This is a genomic window from Symbiobacterium turbinis, from assembly GCF_055383075.1.
The window spans coordinates 2,630,545-2,654,174 of sequence record NZ_AP042433.1 but is presented as its reverse complement, the minus strand read 5'-3'; the positions used below and the strand labels follow the sequence as shown (position 1 = coordinate 2,654,174).

At 67.9% G+C, this 23,630-nt stretch carries 27 protein-coding genes, 3 tRNA genes and 1 other annotated feature (1 of these 31 running past the window's edge); of the genes, 16 read left to right on the top strand and 14 right to left on the bottom strand.

Annotation, left to right across the window (positions count from 1 at the left end; genetic code table 11):
• Positions 1-111: 111 nt before the first annotated feature.
• The 3 genes from sigH (at position 112) to ACZ45O_RS12800 (ending at position 1,407) form a co-directional block, all read left to right on the top strand.
• Complete coding sequence (gene sigH / locus ACZ45O_RS12810) at positions 112-774, top strand: RNA polymerase sporulation sigma factor SigH (protein ID WP_464853493.1); 663 nt, start codon at positions 112-114, stop codon at positions 772-774.
• Positions 775-853: 79 nt separating this feature from the next.
• Positions 854-1,246, top strand: a complete 393-nt coding sequence (locus ACZ45O_RS12805) for a hypothetical protein (protein ID WP_464853491.1) — start codon at positions 854-856, stop codon at positions 1,244-1,246.
• Between the two features lie 85 nt (positions 1,247-1,331).
• Positions 1,332-1,407 (top strand) — tRNA-Thr (locus ACZ45O_RS12800).
• Positions 1,408-1,877: 470 nt separating this feature from the next.
• On the opposite strand, the gene ACZ45O_RS12795 is transcribed toward ACZ45O_RS12800, so the two are convergent.
• From ACZ45O_RS12795 to ACZ45O_RS12785, 3 genes are all read right to left on the bottom strand, one after another.
• A complete protein-coding gene (locus ACZ45O_RS12795; RefSeq protein ID WP_464853490.1) occupies positions 1,878-2,561 on the bottom strand; it encodes a DUF554 domain-containing protein in 684 nt (227 codons plus the stop codon).
• A gap of 63 nt (positions 2,562-2,624) precedes the next feature.
• A complete protein-coding gene (locus tag ACZ45O_RS12790; protein ID WP_464853489.1) occupies positions 2,625-3,854 on the bottom strand; it encodes a sensor domain-containing diguanylate cyclase in 1,230 nt (409 codons plus the stop codon).
• Positions 3,851-4,375: a V4R domain-containing protein gene (locus tag ACZ45O_RS12785; RefSeq protein WP_464853487.1), complete on the bottom strand. Its 525-nt coding sequence runs from the start codon at positions 4,373-4,375 to the stop codon at positions 3,851-3,853. Before ACZ45O_RS12785 ends, ACZ45O_RS12790 begins: the two co-directional genes overlap by 4 nt.
• A gap of 325 nt (positions 4,376-4,700) precedes the next feature.
• Between ACZ45O_RS12785 and ACZ45O_RS12780 the strand changes: the two genes are divergently transcribed.
• Positions 4,701-5,456, top strand: coding sequence for a 2-hydroxyacid dehydrogenase (locus ACZ45O_RS12780; RefSeq protein ID WP_464853485.1), 756 nt, complete (start codon positions 4,701-4,703; stop codon positions 5,454-5,456).
• 81 nt (positions 5,457-5,537) lie between these two features.
• On the opposite strand, the gene ACZ45O_RS12775 is transcribed toward ACZ45O_RS12780, so the two are convergent.
• Complete coding sequence (locus ACZ45O_RS12775; protein WP_464853484.1) at positions 5,538-6,098, bottom strand: thioredoxin family protein; 561 nt, start codon at positions 6,096-6,098, stop codon at positions 5,538-5,540.
• Between the two features lie 191 nt (positions 6,099-6,289).
• On the opposite strand from ACZ45O_RS12775, the gene ACZ45O_RS12770 reads away from it, so the two are divergent.
• Together ACZ45O_RS12770 and ACZ45O_RS12765 are read left to right on the top strand one after the other, a co-directional pair.
• A complete protein-coding gene (locus ACZ45O_RS12770) occupies positions 6,290-7,150 on the top strand; it encodes an alpha/beta fold hydrolase (RefSeq protein WP_464853482.1) in 861 nt (286 codons plus the stop codon).
• 164 nt (positions 7,151-7,314) lie between these two features.
• Entirely contained in the window at positions 7,315-7,452 is a 138-nt protein-coding gene (locus ACZ45O_RS12765; RefSeq protein WP_464853480.1) for a hypothetical protein, read from the top strand.
• 90 nt (positions 7,453-7,542) lie between these two features.
• Here ACZ45O_RS12765 and ACZ45O_RS12760 read toward each other — a convergent pair whose 3' ends face one another.
• From ACZ45O_RS12760 to ACZ45O_RS12725, 8 genes are all read right to left on the bottom strand, one after another.
• A complete protein-coding gene (locus ACZ45O_RS12760; protein ID WP_464853478.1) occupies positions 7,543-7,689 on the bottom strand; it encodes a hypothetical protein in 147 nt (48 codons plus the stop codon).
• A 215-nt stretch (positions 7,690-7,904) separates the two neighbouring features.
• Positions 7,905-9,089, bottom strand: a complete 1,185-nt coding sequence (locus tag ACZ45O_RS12755; RefSeq protein ID WP_464853477.1) for an SLBB domain-containing protein — start codon at positions 9,087-9,089, stop codon at positions 7,905-7,907.
• The gene (locus ACZ45O_RS12750; protein ID WP_464853475.1) at positions 9,086-9,880 is read right to left on the bottom strand and encodes a formate dehydrogenase accessory protein FdhE; all 795 of its coding nucleotides are present in this window, start codon (positions 9,878-9,880) and stop codon (positions 9,086-9,088) included. The genes ACZ45O_RS12755 and ACZ45O_RS12750 overlap by 4 nt, the downstream gene beginning before the upstream one ends.
• Positions 9,881-9,988: 108 nt before the next feature.
• Positions 9,989-10,708, bottom strand: a complete 720-nt coding sequence (locus ACZ45O_RS12745; protein ID WP_464853473.1) for a formate dehydrogenase subunit gamma — start codon at positions 10,706-10,708, stop codon at positions 9,989-9,991.
• Positions 10,709-10,723: 15 nt separating this feature from the next.
• A complete protein-coding gene (locus ACZ45O_RS12740) occupies positions 10,724-11,599 on the bottom strand; it encodes a 4Fe-4S dicluster domain-containing protein (RefSeq protein WP_464853471.1) in 876 nt (291 codons plus the stop codon).
• Positions 11,600-11,605: 6 nt separating this feature from the next.
• Entirely contained in the window at positions 11,606-14,074 is a 2,469-nt protein-coding gene (fdnG, locus tag ACZ45O_RS12735) for a formate dehydrogenase-N subunit alpha (protein ID WP_464853469.1), read from the bottom strand.
• Positions 14,075-14,086: 12 nt separating this feature from the next.
• Positions 14,087-14,671: a hypothetical protein gene (locus ACZ45O_RS12730; RefSeq protein WP_464853467.1), complete on the bottom strand. Its 585-nt coding sequence runs from the start codon at positions 14,669-14,671 to the stop codon at positions 14,087-14,089.
• Entirely contained in the window at positions 14,668-15,357 is a 690-nt protein-coding gene (locus tag ACZ45O_RS12725; protein ID WP_464853465.1) for a formate dehydrogenase accessory sulfurtransferase FdhD, read from the bottom strand. Before ACZ45O_RS12725 ends, ACZ45O_RS12730 begins: the two co-directional genes overlap by 4 nt.
• Positions 15,358-15,579: 222 nt before the next feature.
• On the opposite strand from ACZ45O_RS12725, the gene ACZ45O_RS12720 reads away from it, so the two are divergent.
• Together ACZ45O_RS12720 and ACZ45O_RS12715 are read left to right on the top strand one after the other, a co-directional pair.
• Positions 15,580-16,662, top strand: coding sequence for a sensor histidine kinase (locus tag ACZ45O_RS12720; RefSeq protein WP_464853463.1), 1,083 nt, complete (start codon positions 15,580-15,582; stop codon positions 16,660-16,662).
• Positions 16,628-17,266 (top strand): response regulator, encoded by a 639-nt coding sequence (locus ACZ45O_RS12715; RefSeq protein WP_464853461.1) that lies wholly within the window; start codon positions 16,628-16,630, stop codon positions 17,264-17,266. Before ACZ45O_RS12720 ends, ACZ45O_RS12715 begins: the two co-directional genes overlap by 35 nt.
• Positions 17,267-17,361: 95 nt before the next feature.
• Here ACZ45O_RS12715 and ACZ45O_RS12710 read toward each other — a convergent pair whose 3' ends face one another.
• Both ACZ45O_RS12710 and fdhD read right to left on the bottom strand, forming a co-directional pair.
• Positions 17,362-19,287 carry a cache domain-containing protein gene (locus tag ACZ45O_RS12710; protein WP_464853459.1) on the bottom strand — a complete coding sequence of 642 codons (1,926 nt, stop codon included), beginning with the start codon at positions 19,285-19,287 and terminating at the stop codon, positions 17,362-17,364.
• A 20-nt stretch (positions 19,288-19,307) separates the two neighbouring features.
• The gene (fdhD, locus tag ACZ45O_RS12705; RefSeq protein ID WP_464853458.1) at positions 19,308-20,024 is read right to left on the bottom strand and encodes a formate dehydrogenase accessory sulfurtransferase FdhD; all 717 of its coding nucleotides are present in this window, start codon (positions 20,022-20,024) and stop codon (positions 19,308-19,310) included.
• Between the two features lie 256 nt (positions 20,025-20,280).
• Here fdhD and ACZ45O_RS12700 point away from each other — a divergent pair.
• From ACZ45O_RS12700 to ACZ45O_RS12665, 8 genes are all read left to right on the top strand, one after another.
• Positions 20,281-20,357, top strand: a tRNA-Met gene (locus ACZ45O_RS12700).
• Positions 20,358-20,500: 143 nt separating this feature from the next.
• Positions 20,501-20,665 (top strand): 50S ribosomal protein L33, encoded by a 165-nt coding sequence (gene rpmG, locus ACZ45O_RS12695; RefSeq protein ID WP_464853457.1) that lies wholly within the window; start codon positions 20,501-20,503, stop codon positions 20,663-20,665.
• A 42-nt stretch (positions 20,666-20,707) separates the two neighbouring features.
• A tRNA-Trp gene (locus tag ACZ45O_RS12690) sits at positions 20,708-20,783 on the top strand.
• 185 nt (positions 20,784-20,968) lie between these two features.
• Positions 20,969-21,151 (top strand): preprotein translocase subunit SecE, encoded by a 183-nt coding sequence (gene secE, locus ACZ45O_RS12685; protein WP_464853455.1) that lies wholly within the window; start codon positions 20,969-20,971, stop codon positions 21,149-21,151.
• A gap of 52 nt (positions 21,152-21,203) precedes the next feature.
• Positions 21,204-21,734, top strand: a complete 531-nt coding sequence (nusG, locus tag ACZ45O_RS12680; RefSeq protein ID WP_464853453.1) for a transcription termination/antitermination protein NusG — start codon at positions 21,204-21,206, stop codon at positions 21,732-21,734.
• Positions 21,735-21,882: 148 nt separating this feature from the next.
• Positions 21,883-22,305, top strand: coding sequence for a 50S ribosomal protein L11 (gene rplK / locus ACZ45O_RS12675; protein ID WP_464853451.1), 423 nt, complete (start codon positions 21,883-21,885; stop codon positions 22,303-22,305).
• Positions 22,306-22,381: 76 nt separating this feature from the next.
• On the top strand, positions 22,382-23,092 hold the full coding sequence (gene rplA / locus ACZ45O_RS12670) for a 50S ribosomal protein L1 (RefSeq protein WP_464853450.1): 711 nt from the start codon (positions 22,382-22,384) through the stop codon (positions 23,090-23,092).
• A 190-nt stretch (positions 23,093-23,282) separates the two neighbouring features.
• Positions 23,283-23,417, top strand: coding sequence for a hypothetical protein (locus ACZ45O_RS12665; RefSeq protein ID WP_464853449.1), 135 nt, complete (start codon positions 23,283-23,285; stop codon positions 23,415-23,417).
• A gap of 61 nt (positions 23,418-23,478) precedes the next feature.
• Positions 23,479-23,630, top strand: a sequence feature (ribosomal protein L10 leader region); it runs 15 nt beyond the window's last position.

Sequence of the window (23,630 nt, the reverse complement as noted above, 5' to 3'; positions counted from 1 at the left end):
AGGGCCGCTCTTCCAATCCGGAACATAGGTGCAGCGACAGCCGTTGGGTAGTCGCCGTAATCAAACGTAGTCTTCAGTTGTGTTAGGATTGAATTGAGAGGGGGACGGCTCATGACGGCGACACCGCAGCGCGTGTATCACGACTACGACTCCATGATGGACGAAGAAATTGTGGAGTTCGCCCGTGAGGGGTCGACGGAGGCGCTGGAGTATCTTATTAATAAGTACAAGAACTTCGTGCGGGCCAAGGCTCGCTCCTACTTTCTGATCGGTGCCGACCGTGATGATATCACGCAGGAAGGCATGATCGGCCTTTACAAGGCCATCCGGGACTTTCGGGCGGACAAGCTCTCCTCGTTCCGTGCGTTTGCAGAACTCTGCATTACCCGGCAGATTATTACCGCCATTAAGACGGCCACGCGCCAGAAGCACATCCCCCTTAACTCCTACGTGTCGTTGAACAAGCCGATCTACGACGACGACTCCGACCGAACCCTGCTGGATGTGATCTCGGGCTCCAAGGTGACGGACCCCGAGGAGCTGATCATCAGCCGTGAGGAGTTCGGGGACATCGAGGGGAAGATGGAGGAGATCCTCAGCGACCTGGAATGGAAGGTGCTGATGAGCTACCTCGATGGCAAGTCGTACCACGAGATTGCCGTAGAACTGAATCGGCATGTGAAGTCGATCGACAACGCTCTGCAGCGGGTCAAGCGGAAGCTGGAGCGGTACCTGGAGAACCGCAATCAGGGATTGGAGAGAGGGCGCGATTAGGCCGCAGCGGCGGCCTTTTTCTTTTATGTCAAGGCCGGGGCGTCTGTCATACGCTGGAAGGAGGGAAGGAGGGGAGAGGATGACATGGCATGACGACGGCGACCGGTTCTCCGACCTGTGCACTGACCTGGAGGATGACCGGGACTGCGGCTGCAGCGGCCGGGACCGGAGCGGCCACGGGCACGACCGGCACGATCGGCACGATCGGCACGACTGGGACGACTGGGATGGGGACTGGGGCCGGGGCCGCCGGCGGCGTCGGCGCAGGCGGCGTCTCATCCCGATCGGCAGCGTGACCGTTGACTGCACCCCTGTCAGCTTCCGCACGCCCGGCCAGGCCATCAACGTGGTCAGCTGTCCGGTGAAGAAGATCCTGCCGGGGCACCCGCCCTGCATCGCCACGATCAACACACCGCCGATACAAACGCCGGCACTACCCATCTTCGGGCGCCGCAAGGCTTGCGGCTGCTAGCCCGACCAGGAGGGCACCAGCCCTCCGTACATCGCAGTCGGATTGCAACTGGGCGCGAAATGTGCTATGATAAGCGCTGCGTTACGCTGGCGTAGCTCAACTGGCAGAGCACCTGATTTGTAATCAGGCGGTTGCAGGTTCGATTCCTGTCGCCAGCTCCAAGACATACAGCCACAAGGGACACCGCCACGCCTGCCTTTCTCGGGTGGGCGTGGCGACCTCCTTTTCTGAAGAAGGTGACCACCTTTCTTGGGAAGGTGGTCTTTCAGTTTGCCATCAAGGATTTCCTGGATGATCTCAGGGCTGGCCCATCAGCTGTGGGCGTGCTGGCGCTCGTTCATGCTCGGGAACGGCGCTGTCAGCACCCAGGACGCCGACGACGCCTCTCATGATCCGCTTGTTCCTTGCTTGCCTTCCTCTGCCGCTCACGGAGTGAGCATGGGAGAAGTACGGCGGATTTCGACCTGGCGTGGGGGAGAAGTCGCAAATGGCCGCAGTTGGGCGGCGCTGTGATCATCTGCCAGGTGATGTGAGAAGGGTTGAGGTGGAGGGCGCGCAGTGCAGCACAGAGGCGCAGACACACCTAAAGCCGGGTGCGGACACGCCGCACCCGGCTTTGCAGCAGCCCGCGCTACAGGAACACCCCCGCGAGCACAGCCACGATGACCAGCCCCGGCAGCAGGTTGCCGATGCGGATCTCTGCCGCGCCCATGAGGTTGAAGCCGATCGCCGCCACCATGAGGCCGCCGGTGGCGCTGATCTCCCGGATCATCCCCTCCGTGAGAAACCCGCTGATGGCCGAGGCGCCCAAGGTGAGCAGCCCTTGGTAGACGAGCACGGGAATCGCCGCGAACATGACGCCGACGCCCATCACCGAGCCGAACATGATGGAGGCCACGCCGTCCAGGATGGACTTGGCGTAGAGGATGGAAGGGTCGCCGCGCAGGCCGTCCTCCAGGGCGCCGGTGATGGCCATAGCGCCCGTGCAGAACAGCAGCGAGGCCTGCACGAAGCCCTTCGCGAAGCCGCCCCGCTGGGTGATGGGCCAGCGCTCCAGCCGCTTCGCCCATGCCTGCAGCCGGTCCTCGATCTGCAGCCACTCCCCCAGCATCGTCCCCAGCGCCAGCGAGACCACCACGAGCAGGATGCTCTGGGTCTCCCAGGCCATCTTCAAGCCGATGAGCACCACGGCGAGGCCCAGGGCCTTCATGGTGCTCGTGCGCATCGCCTCGGGCACCTGCGGGATCACCAGGCTCCCCAGGGCCCCTCCCAGAAGAACTGCGCCTACATTTGCCAGGGTGCCGAGACCGACCACATTTACTGCCTCCCGTTTACACTTTAGCAGAGTACAGTTTCGGCCTCGCGCCTCTGGATCCTGCTATGACCGGCCGGGACATGCCTCCTCCGTACGGACACAGTTGCGGCCGGCGTTCTTCGCCATGTACAGGGCACAGTCGGCCCGCTGGAGCAGCTCCTCCACCGTCTGAAAGTGCGGTTTCCACTCGGCCACGCCGCAGCTCACCGTGAACGTGACGGTGCCGCTGCGCGTCGGAACTGCCAGCTGCTCGTAGGTCGAGCGGAGCCGCTCCGCCACCTTCGCGGCCTGCTCCAGGGTGGTGGAGGGCAAGAGCACGGCAAACTCGTCGCCGCCGATGCGGCCGATCACGTCCTCGGACCGCAGCGTGCTGCGGCCGGTCTCTACGACCCGGCGCAGCACCTGGTCGCCGGCGGCGTGGCCGAAGCGGTCGTTGACCCGCTTGAAGTGGTCGATGTCCATGAGAAGCAGGGAGGTGGGGCGGAAGCGGCGGCCGGCCTGCAGCAGCTCCTGCTGGCAGATCTCGACGAAGAAGCGCCGGTTGTAGGCCCCGGTCAGACCGTCGGTGGTGGCCAACTGCTTCAAATCGGTCTCGAGCCGCTTCCGTTCCGAGATATCGCGGAAGACGCAGACCAGCACCGCCCCGTCGCCGGGGTCCTCCGGCAGGGCGGCGGTGCTGACCTCCGCCCACCGGGTCGAACCGTCCTGACGGCGGATGGTCAGCTCGACCACCGTGCCGGGGCGGGGACATCCCTCCTGTGCGGTGATGTCGGAGAGGGGGCGGCCGGTCAGCTGCTCTGGCGTGTAACCGAGCAGGTTAAAGACGGAGGGGCTGACGTAGACAAACCGCCCCTCGCGATCGAGCGTGACGATCACGTCCGCCGCGTGCTCGGCGAGCAGGCGGTAGCGCGCCTCGCTCCGCTCCAGGTCGGTCTTCGCCCGGGCGAGGGCCTCGGTCATCTGGTTGAACGCCGTGGAAAACTCCCCGAGGAACTCCACGCGCTGCGTGAAGTCGCCGGCCGCAATCATCTGCACCTGCCAGGTCAGGTGGCGGAGCCTCGCCTGCAGCGACTTCAGGCAGCTCGAGAGCGGCCCCCGCTCGTGTATGGTGTGGCTCAGGTCGCCGTGGCAGATGTGCGTCAGGTGGGTGCGCAGGGCGCTCAGCTCCTGGTAGAGGGTGGTGAACCCCGGGTGGCCCCGCAGCTCGGGCGGCGGCAGCGGGCTGGCCTGGGGATCGGAAAGCACCCTGTGCAGCGCTTCCACAGCCTGATCCAGCGAGGGGGTGTCGGTCATGGCTCCGTCACCACCTCAGCGACGAACCGGCAGATCCGCTCCCCCGTGCACCAGCAGTCCACCTCGGTCACCCGGTACGGGCGGCCCGTGGAACGTTCGAGGATGCCGGCGAGGAAACCCTCGTCGAACTTGCAGATCTCCATGTCCATCTCGGGCAGGCCCGAGCAGTCCATGTCTTCTTCAACGGTGAACACGAACCGGCCCTTCGACAGGTCGGCCTCCTCAATGCGCACGATTCCGATGCCGTACTCACGGAAGGTGGTCTGCAGCCTGCGCACGTAGTCTGAGAGCGACGTCAGCGGCCCCAGCAGCCGGTCGGCAAACGCCTGGCCTGCGGTCTTTCCGGCCTCCCGGAACAGCCGGTCGGCCATCTCCGTGCCCAACTGCTCCTCCAGCACATGGCGCAGACTGAACTGCATGAGCCGATAGATCTCCAGCCGGGTGGTGGGTCCCAAGTTGGGGCGTCCCAGTGCCAGGTCTCCGATCATTTCCCAGGAAAAGCCGCGTCTGCCCTGCTGCATGGTCACCCTCCTCGCTGTGTCGCGTCGGGTGAGAAGAGCTCTAAGGTCTTAGTTTTACAAAAGTCGCAAAATCCCTGCTCCAAAGAATCGCGTGATCGCGGCCCGCCACCCGCCATGTTCCCGCGGCGGGCTGAAATGTTATAGTAGTCTCAGAGCAAATTTTGGCACTGGCGTACCTTCATGCAGCAACGGATTCAGGAGCAGGGGCCGTGGCGGAAAGGTCCGTTTGGCCCTCATGTACAGAAAGGGGCGAGGCCTGTGAAGCCCAGGGTGTACATCACGCGCCGCATTCCCGACGAAGCCGTGAAACTGATCGCCGCAGAATGTGAATACCGACAACATCAACGTGGCCGACTGCACGGCGCGCGGCGTGCTGGTGACCAACACGCCGGGCGTGCTCACCGAGACCTCGGCCGACCTCGCCTGGGGCCTGATGCTGGCCGCCGCCCGCCGTATACCCGAGGGCGACAGGCTGGTGCGGGCCGGCGGGTGGAAGATTTGGTCCCCGATGTTCATGACCGGTCAGGATGTGTTCGGCGCCACGCTGGGCGTGGTGGGTTTCGGCCGCATCGGGCAGGCGGTGGCCCGGCGCGCCCGGGGCTTCAACATGAAGGTGCTGTATTATGATGTGAAGCCGATCCCCGCCGAGGCGGAGCTGGGGGCGGAGTACCGCGCCCTGGACGACCTGCTCCGGGAGTCGGACTTCGTTTCCCTGCACGTCAACCTGACCCCTGAGACCCGCGGGATGATCGGCAGGCGGGAGCTGGGCCTGATGAAGCCCACCGCTGTGCTGGTCAACACCGCACGGGGCGGCGTCGTGGACGAGGCGGCGCTGTACGACGCCCTGAAGACGGGGCAGATCTGGGCCGCCGGGCTGGACGTCTTCGAGACGGACCCGGTCCCCGTCGACCACCCGCTCCTGAGCCTGGACAACGTCGTGGCCTGTCCGCACGCCGGCAGCGCCAGCATCGCCACCCGCGTGCGCATGGCGACGCTGGCAGCCGAGAACCTGGTGGCCGGCGTCATCGGCGGCACGCCGCCGACGCCCGTCAATCCCGAAGTGCTCGAGAGACGTTCATAGGCAAGCGCGCAGGGACCAGGCGGCAGTCGCCTGGTCCCTGCGTCCGTGTGCGCCGGCCCGTCGCCGGCGTGCGGCACGGCCCTACTTCAGGGCCCCGTTCACGTATTCGAGCAACTCGTCAACCACCCCGTGCGGCATCACCTGGTCGTAGGCCGCGGAGAGCGCCGCCACGAAGCGCTCGAAGGCCGCCGGGCGGGCCGGGTCCCCCTGGGGCGGCAGCGGGAGCAGGTGCCGCACCGCCTCCTTTACGGCACGGGGGCGGCTCCCCCAGTGCGTGAGGTACTCCAGATCGCGGTCCATGAAGACGAAACAGGGGATGGCGCGGGACGTTCCGTTCTCCAGGTACTGGTCCATGATGTCCAGGTTCTGGTCGCGGAAGAACCAGCGCGCCTCCATGCCCGCCTCCTCCGCAAACCGGGCCAGCAGCGGGCCCGTCCGGGCGGCGTCGCCGCACCAGTACTCCTCGAGCACCAGCACCTTCAGCTCCAGCGGGCGCAGCCGCTCGAGGGCCGCGCGCTGCTCCGCCGTGAAGGTGACGGCCTCGTAGACCTCCTGGCGACGCTCCTTGTGCTCCGTCGCCCCGGCCAGGTACTCCCCCCACGTGAGCCCTGTCGCGAACCGTTCCGGCGAAATGACCGGCACACACACCCCTCCCCAGTTACACGGGCTGTTTGGTATTAAGACGCCGCCGGGGACGTGCGTGGTGCGGTAGGGATGGAGCGCCCTGAGATGCGCAGCAGGATCGGATTGTGCGCAGAACGAACTGTTTGCAGGAAGAACGGTTTCGGTGCCCGCGGCAGCCGGCGCCGGGAGACAGTAGGAGGCGGTAACGCATGGCACACGGGTTTGAGACAAGGCGGATCACCGTCGATGGCCTGGGGATCACCTGTTACTGCGCCGGCAGCGGTCCCGAGACGATCATCCTGCTGCACGGCGCCGGCGTGGATTCGGCGCTGCTCTCGTGGGCCGAGGTCATTCCCCTGCTCGCACACCGATACCGGGTGATCGCGCCGGACCTGCCCGGGTACGGCGCGAGCGATCGGTATGCCGGCGAGTACTCGCTGGCGTTCTACACCAGCGTTGCCAGGGGGGTTATCGGCGCGTTCGCGCGCGAACCTGTTGTCCTGGTCGGCCTCTCGCTGGGGGGTGGAATATGTTTCAACATGGCCCTGAAGCACCCGGATCTTATCAAGGCGCTGGTACCCGTCTGTGCGTGGGGCCTGTTCGACCGCCTGCCCTGGCACCGCCTCACCTATTGGTATACCCGGACGAAACTCAACGAGAACATGTATGCCTGGACGGCTAGGTACCCGTCATTCATCAAGTGGACGTTGAGCTACAGCCTCTTCGGGGATCCCGCCAAGGTGACCGACGACCTGGTGACCAAGGTGCAGAAGGCCATGGCCGAGCCTGGCGCAGGCTGGCCCTTCGTCTCTTTTCAGCGGAGCGAGATCACACCCACCGGCGTGCGGACTGACCTGTTTGGTCAGCTGGAGTCTATCCAGGCGCCCACCCTCCTCGTTCACGGCACCGGGGATCCCGCCGTGCCCGTGCAGGGGGCTATCGCGGCGAGCAAACGGATTCCCGATTGTGAGCTGTATCTGATGGAGGGGTGCAAGCACTGGCCGCAGAAGGAACGCCCCGAAGAGTTCGCCGCGGCGCTCTGCTCGTACCTGGAGCGGAAGCTGCGGTAGGCGGTGGCGGGGACGCGCTTTTGGTTCGGCGCATAAGCGGGCTGGTCCCGACGCATAGTAAGCCCGAACCAAGTAGCGAAAGGGGCACAGTCATGGCAGAAGATCGGAAGGCTAATTCGCGCGCGCAGGCAGGTGCAGGCGCAGGGGCCGGAGCGACTGCGCCGATGGACGGCATGCAGAACCAGGCGGGCGGCCCGAACCAGGCGGCCCGCAACCGGAATCGGAACCAGAACCAGAACCAGAACCAGAACCAGAACCAGAACCAGTCCGGCATGGCCGGGCAGGGCCAGGGCCAGTACTAGAGACGCACAGAAAGACCCCGGGGCAGAGAGTCAGCCCCGGGGTCTTCCAACCCCTGTTTCCGGCCAGCCCTGCAGGACAGGCCCTACACCCTAGACCGTCAGGTAAACCCAGACCAGGTAGATCAGGGAGCCCACCAGGAAGGCAGGCACCACCGCCAGGTAGAGCAGGTTGAGCCGTGTGAGCCATGTGCTTCTCCGGAACGCCCTCAGGTACTCGCGGTGTGTCTGCCTGAGCATGGTCCTCCCTCCACTCTCCGGCACCCGGGTTGCTGGTGATCCACCTTCAGCTTACACCCCGGGCCCGTTGCGGAGGTAGTCACATAACGGCTCAATTCTATCTGTCTGCTTGCGCCATAGACCGCCGGGACTTCCGTACTGTGGAACCGCAGGAATCCGCGGACCCATCTGCTTGCCGCGCGGTATGCCGGCACGTAGACCCCGGTGCGTTGGCACTACTGCCAGTCGGCGGCAGGGAACTCCTGCAGGGCCCGCAGCGCGAAGCGGGCCGTCCCGGAGGGCAGCGCGCAGTTGCCCCGCCCGTGGAGCAGAACCTCGGCCCGCCGACGGGCCTCGGCCAGATCACCCGCCTCCAGGGCGCGCGAGAGTTCCCGATGGCCCTCCTTGCAGCCCCGGCACTGGCCGCAGGAGCCCTGGCCCAGCAGGGCCACGTTCTCCCGCACCAGGGCGGGCAGCGACGCGTCAGCCTTGCGGAAGACGATCACCGCGGAGGTGCCCATGGTGGTGCCCAGGGCCACCAGGTCCTCGTAGGTGAGGGGCACGTCCAGCTCGTCGGGTCTGAGCGGCCCGGAGCCCAGCCCGCCGGGCAGCACGGCCAGGATCTCCTCCCGGGGCGGCGCCCCGGCCCGAGTCAGCAACTCCGCCAGCAGGGTGCCGTGGGGCACCTCGTACACGCCCGGGCTCTCCACGGCGCCGGTGACGGTGAAGAGGGCGGTGCCCGGGCAGGTGCGGGTGCCCGCGGACCGGATGCGGGCCGGCCCCAGCCGGAACAGCGCGGCCACGGCCGCCAGGCTCTCCACGTTCTGCACCAGGGTCGGCCGACCCCTCAGGCCGATCTCCTCGGGCCTGGGCGGCTTCGGCTGGGGGTAGCCCTCCAGCCCTTCCAGGGCATCCAGAATGGCGGTCTCCTCCCCCGACACCGCCGTGGGCGCCGAGGGCTGCACCGTCACCGTCACCCCGGCCAGCAGGCCGGCAGCTTCCGCCTCTGCCACTGCTTCCCGTGCCCCGGCCAGGGCCTCCGGCGAGTCTCCTCGCACATACAGCCAAGCCTGCCGGGCGCCCAGGGCCGCGGCGGCGATCAGCAGCCCCTCCAGCACCCGGTGGGGGAAGCGGCTGAGCAGGTGCCGGTCCTTCTGGCTGACGGCCTGTGACTCGGCGCCGTTGGCCACCACGAACCGCTCGCGTACCTGGGCTGCCGCGACCCGCTGCCATTTCTGGCCGATGGGGCGGCCGTCGCCGGTGCCGCCCCGGCCCCTGAGGCCTGCCTCCGCCACCTGCTCCAGGATCCAGGCGCCGCCCCGCGCCCGCGCCTCAAGAAGCCCGGCGTAGCCGCCGCGCGCCCGGTAGGCGTCCAGGCCCTCGCGCCCCTGCTGGGACGGTTCGGTGAGGAGGTGCGTCACTGGGCGCGCCCTCCCCGCCTGTACCCCTCCTGCTCGGCCAGCAGGTCCAGCTGCAGGGTGCGGGCATCTTCGAGATAGAGGTCGATCTGGGGCATGGCCAGGTGGCCGCCGTGCCGCTGGTCCAGGGTCTTGATGTAGCCGCCGCAGCGGTCGCAGACCTCCACCCGCCACGGCTCCAGCTCGGCCAGGGTGAGGATGCTGACCTGGCGCACGTCGTCGGTGCCGCAGACGGCGCAGGTGAGCCGGTGGTGCTCCCACTGCGTGTCGCACTGCGGGCAGTGCAGGTGGCGGATGTTGTCGGGGTCGATGCGGCAAAGGTCGGGCGCGGCGCCGCACACCGGGCACTGGATGCGCCGCCACCCCCGCAGGGGGGCGATGGAGCGCAGCGCCCGGGCGAAGCGGGCCATGAAGGGCTGCAGGGCCAGGCCGCCCAGGGCCAGCAGCATGTCCTCCTCGACGCCCAGGCGGTCCGCCCAGGCCGCTGCGTCGCCGCCGCTCAGCAGGGCCTCCGCCAGCTCGCGGCGCTGGGCGGGTGAGGCCGCGGCCAGCCCCTCGGCCAGGGGGCGGGCCTCGTCCCGGCCCTCGGCATAGAGGGCGGCCAGTTCCGTCAGCATGGCGGCGAAGCGGTCGGGGTCGATGGGCGGCTCTACCAGGTTGATCAGCGGCTCGCCTCGATTGAGGGCGGCCTCGGCCTCGGCTGCAGGCGGAAGGCGCTCAGGTTCGGGCAGCTGTCCCTCCCAGCGGCGCGCCCGCTCGCGCCAGGCGCGCAGGAACTCCAGCGACTGCATCATCTACTCCCTCCTGATCGGGCAAGAGCCCCGCGGTGAAGGTGAAACCGCCCCCAGCGCGCTGGGGGCGGCGTGGGCCACTGTTTTGCTGGCCTGGCCTGCGAGCCGCGGTCAGCGCGCCGCGGCCGGCCGCTCGGCGTCCCGAATCTGGGCGGTGCCGCTGCGCACCTCCCGCTCGACCCACTCGCTGTGATCCAGCCTGGCGTACTGGAGTTCCATCCAGCCGTCGACCATGGCCGAGAGCGAGCGGCGGGTGAACGGGTGGATGGCGGTCAGGTACAGGTGGAGCAGGAACAGGCCCGACCCCAGCCAGAAGCTGAGCGAGTGGATGAGCTGGGCCGTGTGGAACGCCTGGTCACTCACCGCGCCCCGGCCGAACCACATCACCAGGCCGGAGCCGATGAAGGTGAAGTAGGTGGTGAAGACCACGTAGAAGTTGACCTTGTGGCCCCCGTTGAACTTGCCCTGCGGCGGCAGCTGGCCCCTGCCGGTGGTGTAGTAGAGCGGGGCGATCAGCATGTACTTCAGGTCATTCTTGCCGAAGCTGAAGAGTTCCTTCAGGTCAGGCCACACGGATTTCGGGTCGCCCAGGAGCCACACCAGGGGCGAGGTCATGAGCCCGATGGCGGCGACCCGGTGGACGAGCCGGAGCGTCTGCCCGACGCTGCCCTGCAGGAGCGGGCCCAGGCCCGCGGCCGGCTCCGTGGGGTCCCCGCGCCACAGGAAGGCGATGCCCGTGAGGGCGAGGATGATCCACGAGCCGCTGTAGAGCCAGTGGAAGAGCACCTGGACCCTGGAGAACTTCTTGATGCTTCCGCCTCTGCGCGCCACGTGAAATCCCCCCCTCTAGTCGTGCATGGATTCGGCCGCTTCCTGCGGCGACAGGCCGCCCTTGAAGACCCGCCGGGCGGCGAGCCAGTTGACCACGAGGCCGAAGAGGCCGACGCCCAGCACTGCCTTGCCGATGGGCTGCAGGCCGTACTTCCACAGCCGCAGCACAGGCGACAGTTCGGGCTCCACCGGCAGGCCGTAGGCCTCGGGCGGCTCCAGCAGCACATAGAGGTGGTGGAGTCCGCGCATCTCGTCTACGCCATAGAGGTTGGCGTTCTTGTAGCCCATGGCCTGAAGCTGGGCCACCCGCTCCCGGCCCCACGCGATGAGGGCTTCGCGGTCGCCGTACTTGATGCAGTCGGTGGGGCAGGTGGCCACGCAGGCCGGCTGCATGCCGTGGGCGATGCGGTCGTAGCAGAAGGTGCACTTGCCTGCCTTCTGCGCCCGCTGGCCCCAGGCTGTGCGGTCGACGAAGATGGCGTCGAACGGGCAGGCCGGCTCGCAGTAGCCGCAGCCGATGCACGCGTTCTGGTTCAGCGTCACCACGCCGTAGTCGCCGTACTGGAGGGCGTCGGTGGGGCAGGCGGTGACGCAGCCCGCCTCTGTGCAGTGCATGCAGCTGTGCTTCTGCATGAGCCACTTGGACATGCCGTTCTCTTCTTCGGTCTCGAAGAACCGGATCACCGTCCAGGTCTCCGCGTCCAGGGCCGGGTGGCTCTGGTACGTGCCCGGATCCTGGTTGATGCGGACCTCGTTCTGGTTCCACTGCTTGCAGGCGACCTCGCAGCCCTTGCAGCCGATGCACTCGGAGGTGTCGACCAGCATGGCGACGTGCTGCCGGGCATCGGACGGATCAGGCCGCCAGGTGTCCCATGTTGCTGCGCGACCCATGTGGCTTTACCCCCCTACCGCAACCTTGCGCAAGTTGGCGAGGAACACCTTCGACTCCTGGATCTGGACGTTGACGTCCACCGCCTGGGGCGTCAGGGTGTTGGTGATGTCGCCCTGCACGTGGCCCGAGTTGGGGCCCCAGTGAATCGGCAGGCCGATCAGGAAGGTCTCCCGGCCGCCGATGCGCAGCGGCCGCAGCCGGTTGGTGACCATGGCCTGCACCCGCACCTTGCCGCGGGCGCTCTCGACCTCGACCCAGTCGCCGTTCCGGATGCCCTCCCGCTGCGCCAGCTCCCGGGGGATCTCGCAGAAGTGGCGGGGGAAGGCCTCGGCCAGGTAGGGCAGGGTGCGGGTCATGACGCCGGAAGTGAGGTGCTCGGTGAGCCGGTAGGTGGTCGCGACGTACGGGAACCGCTCGGGGTCGCCCCAGACGTCGAACTCGGAGTCGTAGATCTTCATCGTGGGGATGGTGCCCTGTTTGCGATAGAGCAGGTTCGGCGCGGGCGACTCCCTGGGCTCGTAGTGGACCGGGATCGGGCCGTCAGGCAGCGGCCCCCAGATGGCGCCGGCGCCCCAGGGCTTCATGATGAACGGCGTGTCGCCGGGGACGTTCAGGGCGTGCACCGCACCGGGCGCGACGGGCAGCATGTCGGGCACGTCCACGCCGACCCACTTCTGCTCGGCCTCATCCCACCAGACCAGCGGCACCTTCGACCAGGGCCGGCCTTCGGGGTCCGCGGAGGCCCGGTTGTAGATGACCCGCCGGTTGGCAGGCCAGGCGAAGGCCCAGCCCAGGTGCAGGTAGTCGGCCGAGCCGTCCTCCTTCGCCTCGGTCCAGCCGTCGGGCCGGTTGGGCGCCGCCCGCAGCCGGGCGTCGGCCTTGTTGACGCCCTCCTCGGGGTAGATGCCCGAGTAAATCCAGCAGCCGCAGGCCGTGGTGCCGTCGTCCTTCAGGGCCCCGAAGCCGGAGACCGGCGCGCCGGTGGTCACGTCGTAGCCGTTGATCTCCTTCAGCACCTTGATGTGGTCGAACTCGTCCGGGTTGTTGGGGTCGTCGTAGTCCCAGACCAGGTGCCGGATGGGCAGGTCCTTCACCTCGGTGGAGCCCTCGTAGAGCTTCTTCAGCCGCTTGCCGATCTGCACCATGTACCAGCCGTCGGAGTGGGACTCGCCCATCGGCTCGATCATCTTGTGCTTCCACTGGATCAGCCGGTGGGTGTTGGTGAAGGAGCCTTCCTTCTCCAGCGGGCCGGCGGCGGGGAGCATGATCACCTCGGTCTGGATCTCGGCCGGGTTCATGCCCTCCAGCTTCCAGAACTCCGAGGTCTCATTGAGGAAGAGGTCCGAGACCACCAGCCAGTCCAGCTTGGCCAGGGCGGCCTGCACCTTGCGGGCGTTGGCCGAGCCCACTGCCGGGTTCTGGCCCACGACGATGAGCCCCTTCACCCGGCCGTCGAGGATGGACTGGAAGATGTCGTAGTGGCTGTAGGTCTCGCCGGCGGCCATCTTCGGCAGGTAGTCGTAGCAGTAGTCGTTGGCGGCCGTCGCGTGCTGGCCCCACCAGGCCTTCAGCAGCGAGACCATGAACTTGGGCTTGTTCTCCCAGTAGCTGTTCTTCGCCGTGGTCTTGTCCAGGAACTCCTGCAGCGTCCGGTGGCCTTCAGTGGGCTGGCCGAGGTAGCCGGGCAGGTCGTGGTAGAGCACCGCCAGGTCGGTGGCGCCCTGCACGTTGGCATGGCCACGCAGGGCCGCGATGCCGCCGCCGGCCACGCCGATGTTGCCCAGCAGCATCTGCAGGATGGTGTTGGTCCGGATGTTCTGCACGCCCTTGGTGTGCTGGGTCCAGCCCATGGCGTAGACGAACACGGCCGACTTGCCCGGGACGCCGGTGGAGCAGACGATCTCGGCGAACTTGATGAAGTCCTCCACCGGAATGCCGCTGATCTCCGAGACCTTCTCCGGGGTGTACTCGGAATAGATCCGCTTGATGTGCTGGAAGACGCACTGCGGGTGCTCCAGCGTCGGGTCCTGAAGGGGCTTGCCGTCGGGGCCCGTCTGGAAGGCCCAGGTGGACTGGTCGTACTTGCCCGTTTCGGGGTCCCAGCCGGAGAACAGGCCGTCGTCGAACCGGAAGTCGGGGTGGACCAGGAACGAGGCGTTGGTGTACTTGACCACGTAGTCCCGGTGGAACTTGCCGTGGGTAATGGCGTAGTTGATCAGGCCGCCAAGCACGGCGGTGTCGGTGCCCGAGCGGAAGGGGATCCACCAGTCGGCCTTGGAGGCCGTGCGGTTGTACCGGGGATCGACGCAGATGACCGTCGCGCCCTTCTGCTTGGCCCGCAGGAACCACTTGAAGGCGATGGGGTGGTTCTCGGCGGCGTTGGAGCCCATGAAGACGACGACGTCAGCGTTGGTGACGTCCCACAGCGCCGTGGTCATGGCGCCGCGGCCGAATGAAGTGCCCAGACCGGGCACGGTGGAGGAGTGTCATATGCGCGCGTGGTGCTCGAGGTACACCACGCCCAGGGCCCGCATCAGCTTGGTGATGAGGTAGCACTCCTCGTTGTCGATACAGGCCGAACCGATGTGGGCGATGGACTCCGCCCGGTTCACCACGAGGCCGTCGGCGTTCTTGTGGACGAAGCCCTCGTCCCGGGTCTCCTTGATGCGCTGGGCGATGCGGTCGAGCGCCTCCTCGATGCCGATCTCTTCCCAGCGGTCGGAGCCGGGCCGGCGGATCTTGGCGGTGAGCTGCCGGAGCGGGTTGGGCCTGCCCACGCCGTCGTAGGCGAACTGCATGCTGGCCGCGCCCTTGGGGCAGAGCGAGCCCTCGCTGATGGGGCTGTCGGGGTTGCCCTCCAGCTGGAGCAGCTGCCCCTCCCGCACGTAGCCGATCATGCCGCACCCGACCGAGCAGTGCGGGCAGACGCTGGGAACCTCCTTGGCTCTGGCGATGCGGGACTCTTTGAGGTCCTGCGCCAGGGCCTCCCGCTCCTCGGCGAAGAGCAGCACGGCCGCGCTGGCCGCTGACACGCCCGTGAGCCTGAGGAACGCACGGCGGTTCAGGTTCATGCTTCGATCCTCCTTGCCACGTGGTTTCCGGTTGTGTACACAATGAGACTGACCGCTGTCCTCACGTAACCCACGAGGTCCATTCCCAGTTTGGTCGCCAGGGCCCAGGCCTGGTCGGTGGCGGCGGTGCGAGACGCGCAGACCGGGGCGCCGAAGCGCGCAACCCGGCCGCACATCTCGGCGGAGATCCGGCCAGAGGTGAGCACCACCACCTGAGCCGGCGGCCACCCGGCCAGCCAGGCCGCGCCGAGCACCTTGTCCACGGCCTGGTGCCGGCCGATGTCCTCGCGGACGATCTGCTCACCCGTGTCCGCCCGCACAGCCATGGCCACGTGCATGCCGCCGGTGGCCCGGTAGAGCGGCGCCTGCCGGAGCATCTCGTGCATCCAGCCGACCAGCTGCGCCGCGGTGACCCGCGGCCCCGGCGCGACGGGCGAGAGCGGTGAAGCGTGGCGGGTGCGCCAGAGGCTGGCCAGCACGCGCTGCCCCGCCTCGTCGACGGTCAGCGCGCGGATCTCCTCGGGTCCGGCGATCAGCCCCTCGCCGCAGAGCCGGCCCACCGCCCAGTCGGCGAGGTCCTGCGGGGTGGTCTGCACGGTCAGCCACGCCTGCCCGTTCACGAAGAGCGTGGTCGGCCGTTCGACCGGAGCCGCTACGTGTGCCTGCACGGAGGCGGTGGCGGCCATGTGGTCACCTCCCTTTCCGGGTTCCCTCGGGGTTGCGGAGCGCTCGGACAGCAAAAAGTTTTGTAGAATACATGTTATACGCTTTGTGCACAAAAATGAACGAGCCGCTGGGCGGCTCTTGCACCGGCTGTTCGGGGCAGTTCGGGTGGCTGTTCGGAACCTGTTCGTAAGTAGTCGGCCTCGGTATGGCATCCGCAATTGGCACTATAGGAGGTGTGGTCCGTGCTGACGGAGCGGCTGGCCGCGGCGGTGAGCGGTCTTCCGGCCACCGGCTCGGAAACGGAGCTGGCTGCGGCCATCGCCCGGGTGGCCGCGGAGGCGCTCGGCTGCGGCGCGGCCGGGGTGAGGCGTGCAGGGCGGCCGGGCTGGCTGGCCCGCTGCCCCGAGGGGGCCGACGTCCGCGGCGAGGTCTGCGTTCCGCTCGCCGGCGGCCTGGAGCTGGCTGTGGACGGATGCGGTGACGCGGCGGCCGTCAGGCTGCTGGGCGCAGTGGGCGGCAGGCTGCTGGAGGCGGCAGCGGAGCGGGCTCGCCTCGCCCAGAAGGCCGAGCGGGCCGCAAGGCGGGCGCGGGAGGCCCTGGAGCAGTACCGCAGCCAGACCCGGCGGCTCGCCGAGCTGCGCGGGGAGCTGGACGACGCGGAGCAGCGGCACCTGGTGCTCACCGAGCGGAACCGGATCGCCCAGGATCTGCACGACCGGGCCGCCCAGACCAGCTTCCTGCTGGCCCTGAAGCTGGACTGGCTGATGGGAGACCTGGAGCCCGGCGATCCGCTGCGCGGGGAGCTGGAGCGGTTGAAGCAGCTCGCGGCCGAGGCCGCCGCCCAGACCCGGGAGGCGATTTACGCCCTGCGGGCGTCGGAGCTGGCCGAGGGCGGGCTGCAGGGCGGCCTGCGCCGGCTGCTCGCGGCGGCGGAGGGCGACGGCTTCACCACGCGGCTGACGGTCGCGGGCACTCCCCGGGCCCTGCCGGCCGGGGTGGAGGACGCCCTGTTCAAGGTGGCGCAGGAGGCCCTCAACAACGCCCGCAAGCACAGCCGGGGAAGCGCCATCATCGTCGCGCTGCGCTTCGAACCGTCGGTTGTGACGCTGGTGGTGCAGGATAACGGCGTGGGGATAAAGAATAGCACTGATATTGAGAAACAAGGAAGATTTGGCGTCCGAGGTATGCGTGAGCGGGTGGCCAGGCTGGGGGGCCAGCTGGAGCTGGTGGGCGGCGATGAAGGCGGCTTGCTCGTCAGGGCTTCGGTCCCGCTGAAAGGGGTGGTCACGCATGTCCATTCGCGTCCTGATCGTCGACGACCATGAACTGCTGCGCGAGGGCCTGAAGTCGCTGCTCTCCCGCGAGGAGGACATGGAGGTGGTGGGCGAGGCGGCCGGAGGGCATGAGGCCATCGCTCTGGCCAGGAATCTGCGCCCCGACGTGGTGGTGCTGGACGCCCGCCTGCCCGACGTGGACGGCGTCGAGGTCTGCCGGCAGCTCCAGGAGGAGATGCCCGAGGTGGCCGTGCTCATGCTGACGACGTTCAACGACAGGGACCTGGTGCTGGGGGCGGTGCGCGCGGGAGCCCGCGGGTACGTGGTGAAGGACGTGCTCGGCATGGACCTGAAGCGGTCGATCCGCGCGGTCGCGCGCGGCGAGGTGGCGATGGATCCCAAGGTGGTGGGCCACCTGATGCAGCAGATGCGTTCGCCGTCGCCGGAGCGGGAGGAGGACAGGATCCCCCTCAACCGGCAGCAGCTGAACATCATCCGCCTGGTGGCCCAGGGCTACACCAACCGGGAGATCGCGGAGCGGATGTTCCTCAGCGAGAAGACCGTGAAGGGGTACCTGGCCGATGCCCTGAGGCGCATGGGCGTGAAGAACCGGGTGGAGGCGGCGATGGTCGCGTCGAAGAACGGCTGGATCTGATGACGGCCGAAGAGACAGAGCGAGGGCCCGGTCCCAGGAGGACCGGGCCCTCGGCGCGCGCTTCGGGGCCTGGGCCGGGGCATGCCCCGGCGGCGTCACTGCGGGGGCTGGCCGGCGGCCTCGGCCAGTGCGCGGGCCAGCTCCTGGAGGCGCTCCGCCGCACCGTCCAGGCGCCGATTGGCTTCTGCCGCCGCATCCACGTGGGCCTTGGTGCGGCGGGCGAGGCTGACGCCCGCGCCGATGCCCTCCGCCACCGCCTCCACGGCGTCGATAACCTGGCGTGCCGCGTCGGTGGTGGCCCGCAACCGCTCGGCGGTCTCCTCGGCCACCTGCGTCAGGTCGGACATCTGCTGGCTCACCGCCCCGGCCCGCGCCCCGCTCTCGTTCATGATCGCGGCGAGGTCCCAGAGGCGTTCGGTCGCCTCGTCGATGCGGGCGACGATCTCCTGCAGCGCGCCGTCGCAGTCGGCCACCGCTCGCTGGGCCTGCTGCAGGTCGCCGACGAGCCGGTCGAGGCGGGCCGCGCCGTCGGCGGACTCGGCCGGCTCGGCCTCCAGCCGCATCAGCTCCAGCGCGCCGGCGGCGCGCAGCACGTCCTGCCGCCCCTGCTGGGCCGCGGCCATCACCGCCCGCAGGGCGTCCAGCACGGCGTTGAAGGAGGAGCGGGACTCCTGCACCGCCTGGCTCACCAGCGCGACGATGCGGCCGGCGTGCCGGAGTGTGCGGGTCTGCTCGTCGGTGCCGGCGTTGACCCGAGCCAGGGTGACCTCCAGGTCCCGCATGCGCCCGCGGGCCTGGCCCGTGCTCTCGCCCGCCTGTTCCGTGGAGCGGAGGACCTCCTCCGCCGCGGACTGGGCGTCGGCGGCGGCCGCCGCCGCCTGCCGGCCGTCACGCGCCAGGGCCGAGCCCGCGGTCTGGACCTCCCCGGCCAGGGCGGCGAGCCCCTCGTCGCGCTGCCGCATGCGGTCGGCGAAGCGGTGGGCCACCATGAGCGGCCCCGCGACCGACAGGAGGGCGAAGATCAGCGCCACGCCGGTGGAGATGGAGGTCGTCCGCGCCAGCTCGGCGAAGGCGGCCTCGGGAACGCCGACGAACGGCGCGGCGATCACCTGGCCGGAGGGATCCCTGAGGGGCACGTAGATCGTGCGCTGCCACTGCCAGCCGCCCACCAGGGCCCGTCCCCTGTACTCCTGACCGGCGCGGAGCCGCTCCATCACCACGTCGGAGTACAGCGTGCCCACGGCCCGTCCGCCGCCCACCGCAGGCACCGTCGTCGTCACCCGGATGCCGTCCAGCGCGATGGAGGCGTCCACCCTGAGGCCGTGGGTCGAGCGCTGGAGCACCTCATCGACGATCGCATGGTCGTTGTTGAGGATGTCGCTCACCAGAACGGCCCCGAGGACCTGCCCCTCGCCGCCCAGCACCGGGGCGGCGCCCACGAGGGCGAGCGCCTCCTCCAGCATCTGGCCGGTGCGGGCGTCCTCCGACCCGGGGGTTTCGATGACGGGCATGCGCACCTGCGCCTGAATTCCCGCCGGTTCGCCGGCCAGCTCCTCCGGGGTGATCACCACCGCCGAGTGGACCGGCGTTCCGGAAGAGAGCGCCAGGTCCACCAGGCCGCCGTAGCGCAGCCGTTCGCCGGCGGCCTGCGACCCGGCGCGGGCGACCACCCGGGCGTCGGGGCCGACCACCGAGATCAGGTCTGCCCCGGGCAGCGCCCGCTGGAACTCGTCGAGGATGGGGCGGGGATCCGCTCCGGCGGTGAGGGCCTCCACCACGGCGGGGTGAGAGGCCAGGGCGACGGCGCGGTCGCGCATGCGGGTGAGGCTGGCGTCGATCAGGGCCTGTTCCAGATTGATCGCGAGGCTCAGGGCTTCATCGACCTCGCGGTGCATCTGCTGGTGCACCAGGCCGTTGAGGAATAGGCTGTTCCCCAGCAGCAGGGCGGCGGGCACCAGCGAGGCGGCGGCCACGAGCACGAGGATGCGGTTGCGGAACCGGCGGAGCCAGGGCGCTCGCACGGCGCGCACCTCCTTCCACGTCAGCGGATGCGCCCCACGGCGGTGTAAACCACCAGCCGGTCGGGGCTCTTCGCGTAACCGGCCAGGTCGATGGCGAGCTCCTCGGCCAGGCCGATGGCCTGGTCGGTGGCGGCAGAGAGCGATGCCGCGATACCGATGCCGGCGCGGGCGACCTTCCGGCACATTTCATGGGAGATCCGGCCGGTCGCGAGCAGCACGGCCTCCTCCGGCGGCCAGCCTGCCCGCAGCGCGGCGCCGAGGGCCTTGTCGACGGCATTGTGCCGCCCGATGTCCTCGCGTATCAGCAGGACGTCGGTAGGCACGTGCACGACGGCCGCAGCGTGCATGCCGCCGGTGGCCGCGTAGAGGGGGGCGGAGGCCTGCAGCTGGCGCATCCAGCCGGCCAGCTGGATCCGGGAGACCGCCAGGCTGTGGGAAACGGCCGCGGGCGCGGGGCGGTGGGCATCGGCATCCACGGCGACGACCCGGCCCGGTCGGCTCCGCTGATAGCGCGCCGCAACGCGGCAGGCCTCGGGCATGCGCGCGGGGTCGATGGCGGCGTACACCGCGGGAATCGCCAGATCGACCCGCACGGCGCGCAGGTCGGCCGGCGCGTCGATGAGGGACTCGCTGTACAGGAAGCCCAGCACCCAGTCTTCGAGGTCGACCGGGGTGGTCTGAATGCGGAGCAGTTCGCGCCCATTCAGAAAGAGCGCCGTCTGACGCTCGGAGGGCATCGGATAGGGCGGTCGCATTGGTGGCCAGTCTCCCTTCGGCGGTCGCGGGCCGCCCGGCATTTCGCGCGGCCTTTCCGTTACACATATGTTCGCATTCAGATATGTTCACACCTTCCCCGGCGCGCCGCAAGTCTCCGCAGGCCCAGCTACCGGGCAGGTCGCCGCCCGCGCGGGATGGATGATAATGTCAGACGGTCACAGGCTTGACAGCCCCGGGCGCATCGGGTAGAATTACAAGTGTTCCAGGCGACAACACCGCGGGGTGGAGCAGTCAGGTAGCTCGTCGGGCTCATAACCCGGAGGTCGAGGGTTCAAATCCCTCCCCCGCAACCAGAAGGCGCAGGACCGGAGAGGCAAGCCTCTCCGGTCCTGCTGATGGATGCTGAAATCCCTGTGCCCCACTGTTGACACGGAGTTGACGCCGTGGTAACTTATATTGGCATGGTGAGTGCCTCGCGGAATGGAGGTGGCGCAACGTGGCGAAGGCTGGCGCTCGGGTCATTATTACGATGGCCTGCACCGACTGCAAGAACCGGAACTACTCTACCTATAAGAATAAGAAGAACGACTCGGGTCGGCTCGAACTGAAGAAGTTCTGCCCGACGTGCGGGCACCACACCCTCCATCGCGAGACCCGCTAAGCCCGAGCAATTGTGCCGACGCCATGCGCGCTCGGCCCATACAGGGGCGTAGCTCAACTGGTAGAGCAACGGTCTCCAAAACCGTAGGTTGCGGGTTCGAGTCCTGCCGCCCCTGCCAACTGAACCGCCGCACCGGGAACCGGTACGGCGGTTCTGCGCTTCAGGGGAGTTCGCGGCTCGGGTCAGAAACTGCCCGGGCGCGCTTTACAAGCGGGACACGCCCGTGTTACAATCTTCTACACTGGTCGTGCTGCCAGGTTTTATTTGTGTTGGGGCACTTTCTCGGCGAAGGTGGTCGTGATCATGGAAGGCATTCGTACGTACCTGCGCGAGGTGGTCGGCGAACTCCGGAAGGTCGTCTGGCCCTCCCGGGAGCGCGTCGCCAAGGCGACCGGGATCGTGGTGACCATGGTCGCGCTGGTGGCCGGGTTTCTGTTTATCTGGGATCTCGGGGTGGACTGGCTGATGAGGCTGCTCTTCAGCTAGGCCCCAAGTACGCAAAGGCAGGTGGTGGGGGGCGTCTCCCGCTCCCCGGCTCATGGAACAGAGACACTGGTATGTCGTCCACACCTACTCCGGGTACGAGAACAAGGTGAAGACCAACCTGGAGAAGCGTGTCGAGTCCATGGAGATGCAGGAGAAGATCTTCCGCGTCCTGGTCCCCATGGAGGACGAGATCGAGATCAAGGATGGCAAACAGAAGAAGGTGAAGCGGAAGGTCTTCCCGGGGTATGTGCTCGTGGAGATGGTGATGAGCGACGACTCCTGGTACGTCGTGCGCAACACCCCGGGAGTGACGGGCTTCGTGGGGTCGGGCAACAAGCCGATTCCCCTCACCCCCGAGGAGGTCGAGGCCATCCTCGGCCGCAGCGAGGAGGGGAAGCCGGCCAGCGTGGTGGTCGACTACGAGATCGACCAGCCCGTGCGGGTGGTCGCCGGGCCCTTCAAGGACCATACCGGCGTGATCAAGGAGCTCTTCCCCGAGAGGGGCAAGGCGCGTGTGCTGGTCACGATGTTCGGCCGCGAGACCCCGGTGGAAGTGGATTTCAGCCAGATCGAGGAGATTTGAGCTGGCCCATTCCCATTGCCCCCGCTTTGTGCTAGTATCAATGCGGTCGCGCATGAAGCGCGACCCTTTGGTGTGCGGGCCTTGGTCCGCAGTGGGAGGGCGCCCTCCGCGGCGCCCGCCGTACCACATCTTCTAAGGAGGAATCATCGTGGCGAAGAAGGTCACAGCGGTGATCAAGCTGGCGCTGCCAGCGGGGAAAGCGACCCCGGCGCCGCCCGTCGGCCCGGCTCTGGGTCAGCACGGCGTCAACATCATGGGCTTCTGCAAGGAGTACAACGAGCGGACCAAGGACCAGGCCGGTCTCGTCATTCCGGTGGAGATCACCGTGTACGAGGACCGCTCCTTCTCCTTCATCCTGAAGACCCCGCCCACCGCCGTTCTCATCAAGAAGGCGCTAGGCATTGAGACCGCCTCCGGAAACCCCAAGGCGCAGAAGGTCGGCAAGCTGACCGACGCCCAGGTCGAGGAGATCGCCAAGATCAAGATGCCCGACCTGAACGCCACCGATCTGGAGGCCGCCAAGCGCATGGTGCGCGGCACCGCCCGTTCCATGGGCGTCGACGCCGAGTAGAGCACGGCCTTGGCTTGTGGGAGGCTGCTTTCTGACGGCAGCCGAACGCTCTCTAACCACAAGGAGGAAGAACGCAATGCCGAAGCATGGTAAGAAGTACCGCAGTGCGGCGGAGCTGGTCGACCGCAATAAGCTGTATGATCCCATCGAGGCCCTGGAGCTGGTCAAGAAGACCGCCACGGCCAAGTTCGACGAGACGATTGAGGTCGCCTACCGCCTGGGCGTCGACGTTCGCCACGCGGACCAGCAGATCCGCGGCGCCGTCGTGCTGCCGGGTGGCACGGGCAAGGACGTGAAGGTGCTCGTCTTCGCCAAGGGCGAGAAGGCGAAGGAGGCCGAGGAGGCCGGCGCCGACATCGTCGGCGCGGAGGATATCGCCGCCAAGATTCAGGAGGGCTGGCTCGACTTCGACGTCGCCGTGGCCACCCCTGACATGATGAGCGTGGTGGGCCGGCTGGGCCGCATCCTGGGTCCCCGCGGCCTCATGCCCAACCCGAAGACGGGAACGGTGACCTTCGACGTGGCCAACGCCATCAAGGAGATCAAGGCCGGTAAGGTGGAGTACCGCACCGACAAGGCCGGCATCGTGGCCGCGCCCATCGGGAAGGCCTCCTTCGACGTCGAGCGGCTCGCCGCCAACTTCCGGGCGCTCACGGACGCCCTGCTCCGGGCCCGGCCGGCCGCGGCGAAGGGGCAGTACATGAAGTCGGTGACCATCTCCGCGACGATGGGCCCCGGCATCAAGGTCAATCCGGCCCGCCTGACCGCCACTGCGGTCGAGAAGTAACGATCACGGAGCCGACGGGGTCTGCCCTCAACGGGGCGGACCCCTCTCTTGTGCCCGTCAGGGTCTATGTCGAATAAGGTCGATAGTGTATTGCAAGTGTGACATCTGAGAGATACTATAGGATACAGCCGAGGCGAAACTATATACAAAATTGCCTTGCAGCAACCGTGGCAGGAGGTGAGAAGGCACGATGGACGAGCGCGAGATTCGGCAGCGGCTGGAGAACCTGGTGGACCGGTGGCTGAAGGCCTCGCCTTCTGAGCGGCGCATCCTGCTCCAGGAGAAGATCCGTCTGGAGGAGATGCTGGAGCGCGAGCAGGCGTAAGCACCGGTCATACAAGATAACCCTTGACGCCAGGCCCCAGCGCGGGTATACTCTTCGATGTGCCTGAACTCCATATCGACCGTAGACAGCAGGTGCCGTACAGGCCTAAGTGGCGCATCGCCAGCCCGCCGAGGTCGGAAGTCGCGTCCCCCGTGGGCGTGCGCGTCTGGGTAATGTATACCACAGACCTCCGACTGGCTATGGTCGGGGGTC